We start from the raw sequence: 13,764 nt of genomic DNA on the forward strand, positions 1-13,764 counted from the left end.
CACCTGCGATTTTAAAACTGCAACAGACAGGAACCCTTACCTGCCCGATAATAATGGTCTATGGCGGGGAAAATGCCCGCCATAGAGAGGATCATCCGATGATGATCTGATGGTTTGCCAACAATGTTTCCAAATCGGTTTGGACATTGTTCAAAGTCAGAAGGTCGGTCGACTGGAAGGCGTTCCCCTTGCCATCACGGTCAATACTCAAAATCGTATTGCCGTTTTCGACACGGGTTGAAAGGTAGTCCTTGATATTATCACCCCAGTCGATCTGGGCTTTGCCGTTGTTGTCGTAATGGGCAGCGCCATCGGCATCGGCACGGTAGCCTTGCAACAAGTCTGCGACATCAATGCGATCGGCATCTTTATCAATCTTGGATTTGTCGGCATCAATATAGGTGCCAACCGTGAAGCCATAGGCTGTGTCATGGCCGTTGCCACCGGTTGCATCATCCTGCTCAATGAGGCGATAAAGCAGAAGATCATGACCACCTGCTTCAAGGTGATAGGTGTCGTCACCACCACGACCGTCAAAGAAATTGTCACCTTTATTACCGGTGAAGGTATCGTTGAATTTACCCCCGTAAATACCTTCAATGTCAATGAACTTGGCGTTGTTGAAACCTGTCGACTGGTAGCCACTATTACCCAAATCGACCGTGACACCAGTGGTTGCCTTGCCAAAATCGACAATGTCTTCACCACCACTTGCCTGCCAATATTTTTCACCGGCATCGTTGCGCCAGCCACCACCACCCGAATAGCTTTGGCTACCGGCTTCAGCTGTAAAGAGGTCATTATAACCGGTACCGACAAGTCCAGGACGATAGCCTTGTGATGTTTTATCGTCGGCATTGCCAACGCCGGTTGTGACCGTTTCACCATCTTTATTGGCATTCAGGATATAAGCATGGTCGGCTTCAACAGCTTTAAGACCTGTCCACGAACTATTGACGTTTTCGATGTCGTTATCTTTGCCATTACCGTTCGAATCTGTCGTATGGGTGTGGGCAATACCGCCGACATCATTCGATTGCCCTTCGGTATTGCGCAAGACAACAACCGAATAGGTTTCATTTTCTTTCAAGCCATAGAAATGGACAAGTCCGGTATTGTCGGAAAAACCCATACCACCTTGGGCATTGATAACCTGCACGGCAACCAGGTTACCGGCAGAGTCAAAAAGCTGGACGGTATTGTTATAGAACACATTGGCACCATCCTTGTCGGTGATGCGAAGATGCAATGATGTTCCATACTCAACCTTGTTTTTGTTGGCAAGAATGAGTGATTCGTACTTTCCAGATCTTTGCAAAGTGACATCAAGCGCACCATCCCAGTCATAATCCACAAGACCAATACCCAATATCCCTTTAAATTCTACGTCCGATTGGGTGCCCGGCTTGTCACCGCTACCGTCAACCGACTTTGGATCGACATCACCACTCGCACCAGATAATCTCCCGCCCTTGGCACCAAAAATATCCCAATCATCCCATATAACACGACCTAGCAGATCCGTCTTACCGGAATTATGCCATAATTTGATATCACTGGCTTTCCCATTCACTCCAGGTACTTCCAGAATATCCATTTTGCCATCATGGTCCCAGTCAATAGCAGCGGACCAGCGACCGTCAAGGCTGTCTCCTAGCCTCTGCGCCTCAAGCAGTTGTCCGGAACCATCACCTTTATTATAAAAAATCTGGCTTTCACTCTGCTTATTCCAATTTTTATGATTTTTGGCAAGGAACAGATCCATATAACCATCGCCATTATAATCGGCCCATGTCATGGAAATGGTATTCTTATAGGAGTCAGCGCGAATATAATCGCCGTTAATATCCCTATCTCTGCTATTACCGTAACTCGGCAACGAGTTGGCAAATGATTGACCAAGAGACCAATTGGAGCCATCTTGGGCAGTGCAATCGCCATTATTGATCAATGTCATCAATTGATACCAGTTGTCGCTGAACCCTTTAGTATCATTAATCAGCCCGTTACCGGCAAAATCAATCGTCCCGTTATTGTCAAGGTCGATTGCCGAAACATGGTGATCGGTCATAAAATTGTTTGTGAGAGAGGATTGGTTATTACCAAAATTCCTTCCCAATCCAATAAATTGGCTACCTGTCAAATCTGATGAAATCATACCTCTATTTACAAAGATAGAACCGGAATCCGCTCCGGAATCACCCTGAATGACATCAAGATAGCCGTCACCATTCATGTCGAAAGTAGCAATGCCGCCGAGGTGGTTCCTGATTTTTTTGCCATTTACCATCTGCTCGTAGGCCACGCTGACATAGTTCCAACGATTGTCTCCAAGGCCAACATAGGCACCTGTCATATTGTCGTCATAGTTATTTTTCGTTGTCCATATATCAATAAACCCATCATGGTTATAATCAGCCATGGTAAATGAGCCAAAATAATATGTTCCGTCCCAGTTATTGTTAAGATCGTTACTAATAGAAGTCCAATCTAAATAAGTCGAAAAAGTAGAACCATCGTTACGGAACACCCAAACATGCGAGTTTGATATAACTTGCCATTCACCGTTATTGTTAAGAGCAACAGCTTGGGTCAGTGTGTTGTCTTTAATATTTGAGTTTGTCGGGTCTAACTTTCCATAAGATGGAACGTTTGCAGAACCGGTTGTATCAACGCGCACTTCAACATCATGTGCTTCGCCGACATAGCCGGATTTCGACACAATTGCCGTTGTGAAGATATAGCTGTGATGGTCGGTCAAGCTGTTATCCGGCAGCTTGAAACTGAATGTGCCATCAGCATTGATCTGGCTTTTTTCGACATAGCCCAGAAGAACGTGATCGCGATAAATGCCGATTTTCGCACCGTCTTCAAGGTCGGCAAGATTGCCGCTGATTTTACCCTTCAAAACAGGATTTGTTACATCGACATAATCACCACTCGGGAAGAGTTTCCCGCCTTTACCGGTAAAGCCGATAAATTCCGAATGTTGCGCCGAACCATCACTATCAATGACAACCGTTGTTGCGGAATTTTCAGTTATAGCATGGTCATAATTTCCTGTACGGGAAATAACGCGGGTTTTCACGTTATATATTCCGTCAGGGATAGGTTCCTTGCTATCGCGCCAATCAAGTTCCCAGTTACCGGTTTTGTCATTATAGGTAAGGTCGCGCCATTGATTATTGATGAAGGCTTGTACCTTATCGGTAGCCTTTACCGTTCCATCAACTTTGAAGCTGAAGAGCGGTGTATTGTCCTGCGTATTAAAGTCGCTGCTCTCAAAGCCTGTATCGTCAGTGATACTGATGAGTGTTACCGTTGCATTTGGTACATATGTATCAACTTCAAAGTCATGCGCTTCAGATGCCGGTCCTTCGTTGCCGGCAGCGTCCACCGGACGGGCTGTAAGAGAATGCCAGCCTTCGCCAAGCTTTGCGTCGGAGTTTCCGTTACCCGCTTCCCAGGACCATGTATGATCTGCATTGACATCCACTTCGGCAATAAACTTGTTATTGTCATAAATGCGCACTTTCTTGGCGTCACTTGGTGCCGTTCCGCTAAAGATCGGGCTATTGTCATTGGTGAGGTCATTTTGATTGACAGGAATAACCGGCTCGCCATCTTCACCATTGGTATTGTTCGGCAAAACATTATCCTGAACAGTCTCGTCGATTATCTGATTTGGCCTGGTAATATCAACATTGATCAAATACCCTTGTGAAGGGGTGCTGGTCTTTCCCTCGGCATTTTGCGAAACGGCCGTAAACGTGTGGTCCCCTTCGGTAAGCATTGCTCCGGTTGTATAAGACCAGTCGCCATTGCCATCGGCATAAACACGGCCAAGTTCCTTGCCATTATCGTAAATGATTACAAGGCTGTTCTTCGGTGCCTTGCCGATAATCGTCGGGTTGGTATCGTCGGTCGTGCCATGGTCGACACGGGAGCCACCATTTGCGACTTCACCCTGAATAAGGCCGACATCATCGATAACCTTGGTAATTGTCGGCTGATCGGGTTGACCATTATCAATATGAAGTTTGAAATCCTGGCCGGCAAGAACAGTGCCATCGGCGTCTGTCGCCTCGACATAATAATTATGTTCGCCGGCGGCCTGTTCCGTCAAACCGATAGACCATTTACCATCCGAACCGACAGTGAACGGGCCGCCAATGGGCGTTTGTTTTGTAGCATCGCTATAAACGGTGACAGTCGAGCCTGCCGGTGCCGTGCCGTGAAGTTCGGGCGTTGTATCATCGGTATGACCGCCATTGGCAATCGGGCCTTTAATCGGATCCTCATTGTCAACAGCATAATCAACCGTTACGGTATTTCCATTATCGGCTATTGTAATATCGGTTGCAAAACCACGATCGCTTTCATTACCGGCCGCATCTTTTACCGTGGTAGCAAAATGATGTTCGCCTTTATCAAGCGGTGTTGTCGGTGTGAACGACCACGAACCATCCGGATTAACTTTCGTCTCACCGATTGCTTTGTCACCATCATAAATGGTCACAACATCACCCGGTTGCGGATTATTTATCGTGCCCGAGAAAGTGGGCGTTGTGTCGTTTGTTGTTCCGTGATCGGTGTCGGCATTGGAGATCTCGCCCTTATCAGGGGCAATATCGCTTGTAATTGTCGGACGTCCCGGAGCATTCGGTGCAGTTGTATCCACCACAAACGGATAAGGTGCAGTTGCCGCACTCTTGTTGTTGTCGGCATCTGACGCCTGTACCCAGATATTATGGGTCCCGTCTGCAAGTGGCGGCAACTGCATTTCCCAATTGCCATTTTCATCAACTGGTACTCGTCCAAGATGAATGTCTTCGCCATTGACCCGGTCGTAAATATCGACAGAAGAGCTTGTTGTACCGGTTCCTTTGATAAAAGGGGTGTTGTCGCGCGTGATCCCGTTTTGCTGGATCTGGTTATCCGGAAAATCAACATTCGGATCATCATCATGGCCAAACTGGGTAATCGACGGAGTACCGGGCGCATGCCCGATAAGATCGAAGTCGAACTCATCCGATTTTGTCTCACTTGGCACACCGGCGTGGTTGACAGGAACCACCCAGAAATGGTGATGTCCCGGCATCAACGGACTACCCGGTTCAGCCTGCCACGAACCGTCACTATTGACAGTTCCTTTGCCGATCGGCTTGGCATTCGGGTCTGACGGATCACCATCATAAAGAAGCACATAATCAACGTTGGCTGGGTCGAGCGAACCGGTTTTACCTTTGACTGTTGGCCTGTTATCATCAGTGACGCCATTGTTCGCGATATTTCCTGTTTCGAGACCCTGATTGTCAATGACATCATAGTCCTTCGAGCCGGACCAGTCAGGTCCTTTCGTGGTCAGGAACAATCCCAACGGGTCGGATTTTGATCCCTGATTACCAGCTGTATCTTCAAGCACGGCAACAAAATAGTATTCCGAATTGTCGGGATAATGGGCTTCATCAAGGTCGGGGGTAAATGTCCAATTGGTACCGTCAGGATGGACAGAACCAACCTTGATCGGTTTGCCATTCTCGTCTTTTAAAATATTGCCGTTTTTATCCGAACGATAAATGACAACCCAATCACCGGGCTTGGCACCCGTAACTGTTCCACGCAATTCGGGTGTACGGTCATCGGTATAGTTTCTATCGGTATGACTGTCGAATTCGCCTGGAACACCGACATTATCAATGAATTTATCCAGTGTTAACGAGCCATCGGGAGCAACGTTATCAAGGGTCATCGTTTTTTCGTCAATATCCGATGTGCGACCATAATCATCAATAATGCGTGTCTTGATGATATAATCTGTTCCATCGGCACTCGCCGGCAAAGATGTTACCGGACGGAAGAAATAACGGCCGCTTTCCGCATCATATTCCGTGTCGTACCACTGTCCACCAATATTGATCTGGACTTTTTCACCAGTTGCCGCATCGAGCGGACGGTCGGTCGTAATGTAGATTGTCGGCCGCGTATCACTGGTAACCAAGTCGTCCGATTCATAACCGGTATCTTCTGTGATACCTGAAATTTTTGCATTGTTTGTAATAGTTCCGGTGAGAACTTCAAAATCCCAGTTATCGGTCGGAATACCGATATTACCAACAGCATCAACCGGCCTTGCCTGAAAATGATGTTCGCCATTTTCCAAAGGCGTATCGGGTGTGTAGCTCCATGTATATTGCCCGTCCTTTTCGACAACATCTGCTTCCCCGATTTTTTCACCCTTGTCATAGATAAAGACTTTCTTGGTGTCCGATGTGGCCAAACCACTATAGGTCGGCCTGTCGTCATTTGTCTTGCCACCTTCGGCAATGGTTGAGACAGTTTCCGGTACATCGTCAAAAAGATCCAATGAATCGGAGTCGATAGCCTTCGGCGCTTCCAAATCGATCGTATAATCGAAAACGGGTGATTTGGCACTTTCATTGCCGGCTGCATCAACAGATGAGGCCTGAAAATGATGTTCTCCTTCCGGTAACGGGCTTTGAACCGAATATTCCCAATTGCCGTTGGAATCGGCTTTCACGCTATCAACCAGATGCGTCTTGCCATTAACCGTATCATAAATATTGACTATGCCGTTCGGTTCGGCGCCATGGCCTTTCAAAGTCGGTGTTGTATCGTCGCTTGCCCCACCGGAGGCGAGATCATTCGACTGGATCGCACCGACATCATCGCCGGCACTGTCAATCACCGGAACATTGTTATTTTTCGTGTCGACAACAAGATTGAAGCTGTCAGACTTTGTCGAATTATTTGGAAGTAATGCCTCCGCGACAATCGTATAACTACCATCGGAAAGCGACTTGCCTTCCGGCCAGACAAATGTCCAGTCGCCTTTGGAATCGACATTGACCGTGCCGATTTCTGTTTTCACTCCGTCAATAACTTTATAGATAGTGACACTCGAATTGGGCGTTCCGCGTCCATGCAATTCCGGTGTTGTATCATTGGTGAGACCACCGTCGGAAATCCTTCCGGTGTAATCTCCGGTGGAAACATTTTTGTCATCAACAGCGTAAAGGATGCTGACATCGACATTTGTCGGATCAACAGTGACTGTTGTTGATTGGCTTTTTGCACTTTCATTTCCTGCCGCATCGGTAACCGATGTTGCAAATTCGTAAGAACCTTTATCAAGCGGATTTTCCGGTGTCCATGACCATTTGCCCGACGACGGGTCGACCGTTGTCTCGCCAATTTTGTCATATTGACCGTCGACTATCTTGTAAATGGTAACCTTGTCGCCCACTTGCGGGTTTTGAACAGTACCGCTGAATGTCGGGGTTTGGTCGGGTGTTGTGTCATTATCTGGAATCGAACCGATCTTGGGTTCCTGATCGGATTGAAGAGCAGGAACATCCGGCTGGTTTGGCGCTTGATTATCATAAACAATCGGATAATTACCGGTTTTTGAACTCAGCGCACCTAACCGGTCAACCGCTTGAGCGGCAAAGTTATATTCCGTTCCACGACCATCGGTCGAGGTATCTTTCAAGGCATAAGCAGCAGGAAGTTTGAAAGTCCATGTGCCATTCTCGTCGACTTCAGTCTCGCCGATTTTTTTGTCGTTCAGATAAATGTAAACGGTTGTGCCTTTGGTTCCCATACCATGAAGGGTCGGCGTTGAATCGTCGGTAGACTGGCCTTTTTGCAGGTAAACGGGTTTGTCATCCGGATTGTTATAATCATCAATAATATTGGTGATGGATGGGGTACCCGGAGCATGTCCGGCAAAATTGAAGTCCCATTTGACATCATCAAGCGGTGTGCGGTTACCTGCCGGATCAACAGCAACCAGATGGAAACTGTGTTCGCCGGGGGTAATGGCTTTGCTTGGAACAATCGTGAACGAGCCATCCGACTGGATGATACCCTCGCCGATTTTGGTTTTTCCATCATAAAGTTCTACAATGCCGCTCTCAGTCCCCGTAACAGTTCCGGGGCCCGCCTGAACTTCCGGATAATTGTCATCAGTGTAGCCACCCGAAGGCGGTATCGGGCCTATCTGGGGCCCTTGGTTGTCCCAGAGTTTGATGTCGTCTGTATTTTCCCAAACTGGCGGTGTCGTATCGACAGCAAGATAGAAATCGTTACTCTGTTTTCCTTCATTTCCGGCAGCATCCTTGACAATTGCAACATATTGGTAATCGCCTTCGGCAAGTTCGGGAAGCTGGTACTCCCAGCTATAACTGCCATCACCGTTTTGTGTGAGGTGAATATTGTCGGCAACACTATGAAGATTGCCTTGGGAATCACGATAATAAAGGTGAACAACATCGCCCTCATGTGCACCTCTCACCGTGCCTTTAAGAAGTGGCGTCTTGTCATTGGTCGTCGTTCCTGACGGATAATCGCCGACATTGTTTTCGACATCGTCATGGAATTTGTCAATCGTAACTTTACAACCATCGTCAGGCGGGGTGGTGTCAACCGTCATATCCCGTGCTGTATCATGACCGACATTGCCTGCCGCATCGACCACACGAGCCTTGACATGATAGACCTGATCGGTCAGTTCATGCCCCTTTTGGACAGAATAATAATACTGTTTGGTTTCCGGATTGTATTCGGCTCTTATCCATGTCAGCCCGTCATCGAGCGAAATCTCGACATGTTCGTTATCAGCAAGCGGCTTATCCACACTCACAAAAATCGTCGGATTTTTGTCCTGCGTGATAAAGTCGTTGTCTGATGTACCGGTATCGGTCAACAAGCCGTCGATTGTCGGTATTGCAGTTGGTGCAATTGTATCGACAATAAATTCCGACCCCTGGCAATCTGTGCCTTCATTGCCGGCTGCGTCCACCGGACGGGCAGTCAATGTATGTTGACCTTCAGAAAGCTTGTGATCTTCGTCAGGTGTAAACGACCATGTCCCGTCTTCCTTGACGTCGGTCGAACCGATCAGCTTGCCATTGTCGTAAATATTGACAGTTTTTGCGTCCGAAGGTGCTTTTCCGGAATATTCGGGTCGATTGTCATTGGTATACTGGTCTTTTTTAAGTTGACCGGTAAAATCATTGGCATCGTTTTTGACATCATCGGTCACCGAAACTGTGTCATCGGCGATCGGTTCGGGTGGCCTAATATCAACAATCACATCATAATTGGACGAATGCTGGCTTTCGTTGCCAACCTCGTCGACAGTGGTGGCTGTCAAATGATGTATTCCCCCTTGATGTGTTTCCCCTCCTCCAAGCGGAGAAGGTGGCGTGAAACTCCATTTTCCCTCGCCATCAGCTATGACCGAACCGATCAGCTGGCTTTTGCCATCTTCGCCCGCATCATAGATATTGACTTTCTGATATGGCTTTGCACCACTGCCGATAATTGTCGGGGTTGTATCATCGGTGCTGCCACCATTTACAACATCATTCTGAATAGCGCCGACATCATCGATTACTTTATCAATCGACGGCTTTTGATTGTTGGTTATATCAACATCGAAATTGAAATCGGCTGTCGATTTTACATTCGACGGGCTCGTGGTTTCAGCATGAATGATATAATGGCCTTCGCCGAATTTTTCACTATCCTTGACCTGATAGGACCAATTGCCTTCACCATCGGCCTTGACCTTTGCAAGCTCATGAACCTGATTATTGGCATCGGTATATGTCAGAACAACATCGGAGTTCGGTGTTGCTTTACCGACAATAAGCGGCGTTCTGTCATCGGTCTTACTATTGTTTGTGATGTGTGATTCAAGCGGTGCCTGATCATCAACAAGATAGTCAATGCTGACATTGACCGTACTTGTGTCAACCGTGATATTGGTCGCCGTCCCCTTGCCGCTTTCATTACCGGCCGCATCACTTAAAGACGTCTGGAACTGGTGATTGCCTTTCCCTAACGGATCCTTCGGTGTCCATGACCACTCTCCCTGGTCGTTAACCTTCGCCTCCCCGACTTTCACACCATCCTGATAGATATTGACCTTGTCACCGGGTTGATGCCCGTTGACCTTGCCGCTTAAAGTCGGTGTTGAATCGGCCGTTGTTCCGGTAATTGTATTGCCCTGATCATCTTTGGCCGTCGGTGCATCGGGTGCATCCGGCGCTTGTCTGTCAACAACAACCGGATACTCGCCCGTTTCATGGCTCCATGTTTTGCCTTCCTTATCCAATGCTTTGGCTGTAATGACATGGCGGGTACCATTCGGGTCTGTTGCCGGATTGGCAAGCGCCGGAAGCGTAGTTTCCCAGGTTCCATCCTCCTTCACAGCAACTTGGGCAACGTCCACCCCGTCAACGTAAATATGAACAATCGAACCGGTTGTGCCTGTGCCCTTGATAAGCGGTGTGGAATCGCTTGTAACCGCATCTTTCTGGATTGTTTCGCCATTGTCATCAAGAACATTGATGATAGAAGGTGTTGCCGGTGCATGGCCGACAAAGTTGAAATCCCATGCCGTTGTTCCCTGCGGTTGCTCGTTTCCGGCGTAATCAACCGGTTTGGCAACAAAACTATGATTACCCTGACGCAACGGTACAGTCGGCTCGACACTCCATGACCCGTCGCTATTGACTTTACCCGTTCCGATCAGTTTGCCATTGTCATAAAGATTGATTTTTTCCACTTTTGTCGGGTCAACCGAATTGGCAGCCCCTTTTAATGTCGGACGGCTGTCATCAGTGGTTGTACCCTTTTCAATTGTGCCGGTTGTCGGCAACTGGTCGTCAAAAAGATCAAGGCCGCTTTCGTTGATTACAGGTGGCGGTGTTGTCGTAACATCCAGGCCAAAGCCTGAAGAAGCTTGTCCGAGATTTCCCGCTTCATCGGTGATAACGCCTCTAAACTCGTGATAGCCGTCATCAAGATGGTCTTTTGCCGTGCCTCCGGGTATTCCCTTGACGTCGAACTTCCAATTGCCCGAGCCATCAACTTTTGCCGTGCCGATTGTTACCCAATCGTCACCGATTTTGACCTGCACAGTGACATAGTCACCAGGCTTCATACCCGATGTATGACCAATCAAAGTCGGCGTATTATCATTGGTTGCTTCACCATTGGAACGGCTCTTCGACCCGCCTTCCTCATTGACATCATCAATAAAGCTGTCAATCACAATCTGATAGTCGCCACCGATTGGCGCAGTCTTGTCGATAACAACGTCCTGCGCCGGACCGTCTTTGACATTGCCTGCATCGTCGACAACACGCCCGTAAATTTTGTGGACGCCTTCAGCAAGATGAATGTTCGAGTGGTCATAATACCAGTAACCGTCAGTCTCGTCATAGGTGGCATCATACCATTTGCCGTCAACATTGACCTGAACCTTGTAACCGGCCGGCAATTTTTCACTAACACCGAATTTGAAAACAAGACTGTCATCGCCGGTCTTGAAATCGCTGTCGCTCAAACCGCGATCTTCCGTAATCGAAACAAGTCTTGTCGTCTCGGTCGGTGCATCTGTCTTCACCGTCAGATCATATTCGGTATATTTTTCGCTATCGACACCAAGCTTGTTGGTTGTCTGGAGCTTGAAATGATGGGCACCCGGGGCAAGCTCGTCAACCGTGCATACCCATTGATGATCATTACCAACAGTGGCCGTGCCGATCTTGACCAGTTTGCCATCAATCTCGTCATAAATGGTTATTGTATCGCCGGGATTGCCCTCGCCATAAAATGTCGGCTTGGTATCATTGGTTTTGCCACCCGAAACAAGATCATCGGTGTTGAGCGGTACGTCATCCTGAACACGCGTAATGTTCGGTGATGCAGGCGGCGTATTATCAATATCAAGGGCAAAATCGGAATGGGCATTGTTGCCGTTTTGAGCTGTCACAACAGCGGTATAAACATGGTGCCCATTTGTTTGTTCAGGAAGCTCGAACGACCAATTGCCATGCCCGTCGGACGTAACCGTGCCAATAACCTTGTCACCTTCTTTAATAGTGACAACAGTGTTGGGACTGGTTGAACCAAAAAGCGTCGGTGTCGTGTCATCCGTCGTCTCACCATTTGCAAGGTCTTTGACAATATGGCCTGCATTATCTGCAGCATAATTGATCGAAACGAGAATTGACGAACTATCTATGATAAAGCCGAATGCCGGACTCTTGTCACTGATATTGCCAGCCTTATCGGTGTAAGTCGTGGTAATCGAATGGTTGCCCTGTCCGAGGTCGGTTGGCGTATAGCTCCAGTTTCCCTCGGCATCGGACATAACAGTCTGAACAAGTTTTGTCTTGCCATCAACTGTATCATAAATATTGACAACAACACTGCCCTCGGCAGCTTTTCCATGAATTGTCGGTGCTTTGTCATCAATTGTGCTGTTTTTCTCTACGTCTCCCTTTTTATCACCGACATGGTCGTCCAACTTCGGCAGATCCGGTGTGAGCGGCTTCAACGTATCGACATTGATCGGCCAGAACCCTGTCTTGTCGGATTCCTGTCCGGCACTGTCACTTGCAGAAGCGCGAATTTGCCAGCTCTCGCCATTTGGTAAAATACCGGCCAATGAAGGATCAATCGCGACAGCCCAATGGCCGTCACCCCCGACCTTAACACCCTTGGCAACAAGTTTGTCACCAATATAGATATTGATAAACGAACCGGCATCACCGGTTCCTTTGATGAGCGGTGTGGCATCATTGGTAAACTGGTTTTTATCAATGAACTTGCCATCCGGATGGGATGCATCAATCTCTTTTTCTTCATTGTTGTAAATGCCGGTAATGGCCGGCATTCCCGGGGCCGCCCCCGCAATGTCGAAATCCCAGGTCTTGGCCTCACCTTCATTACCCGCATCATCTGCCGGACGGGCTTCGATTTTATGTGTGCCCGAGCTCAAATGCGGCGTATAGGACCATGTGCCATCAGCTGCAACATCGACAATACTGGCAAGCGTACCATCAATATAGATATGGACTTTCGTGACATCGCTTCCTGCCGGAAGTTTGCCCTTGATCTCAGGTGTTTTGTCGTCGGTTACTTTATGCCCGGCATCGTTTATGTTCCATGCCGTGGTGCCATTGGCGCCATCAAATTCGCCAGTCTGTGGCCCCTCGTCATCCCACAAACCGATGTCACTGCCAAGTGTCCCTGTCGGTCCCTTGGTATCAACCTCGAATTTATAGGCCGGTGTTGGCTGACCTTCATTGCCGGCTTTATCAACCGGACGCGCTATCCATTCATGCACGCCATCGGCAAGACCGTGTTCTGTTGACGGCGTGAAACTCCAGTCGCCATTTTTGTCAACTTTGGCAGAACCGATCAATATCAACTTGCCGTCCGAATCCTTGTCATAAATATTGACCGATTGGGTGTCGCTTGAAATCGCACGCCCGCTCATTGTCGGCGTATCATCATTGGTAAGCTTGATTTTTCCACCCTTACCGTCATCCTTCTCGATCCAGTTCGGGAAGTCACCGACATTCGTTTCCTTGTCATCGACAAGCTTGATGGTCTTGTCATCAAGAACCGGTGGATCGCGGTCGATGAAAAGATTATAGTCGTCTGTCGGATTGCTTTCATTGCCGACATTATCCGTCTCTGTCACAATAAATGTATATTTTGTCGGACTATGCTTTGGATCATCGGTCAAAGCGACCGTCGGCGTAACAGACCATGTTCCATCCTCACGAACCACTGTCTGGCCGATAAGCGTGCGCTCACCCTTATCATCAACCGTATAAAGCTTGATAATGTCGCCCGCGACACCTTTACCATTAAAGGTCGGCGTGGTGTCGTCGGTAATATCATTGTTTTTCAGTGAACGGTTGCCATCCGGATAAG

At 48.0% G+C, this 13,764-nt stretch carries 1 protein-coding gene; it reads right to left on the minus strand.

Annotation, left to right across the window (positions count from 1 at the left end; all coding sequences use genetic code 11):
- Positions 1 to 91: 91 nt before the first annotated feature.
- Positions 92 to 13,741 carry an Ig-like domain-containing protein gene (locus tag H3S83_RS10175; protein WP_246741797.1) on the minus strand — a complete coding sequence of 4,550 codons (13,650 nt, stop codon included), beginning with the start codon at positions 13,739 to 13,741 and terminating at the stop codon, positions 92 to 94.
- Positions 13,742 to 13,764: the final 23 nt, after the last annotated feature.

The organism is Bartonella sp. W8122 (genome assembly GCF_016102485.1).
GTDB lineage: Bacteria > Pseudomonadota > Alphaproteobacteria > Rhizobiales > Rhizobiaceae > Bartonella > Bartonella apihabitans.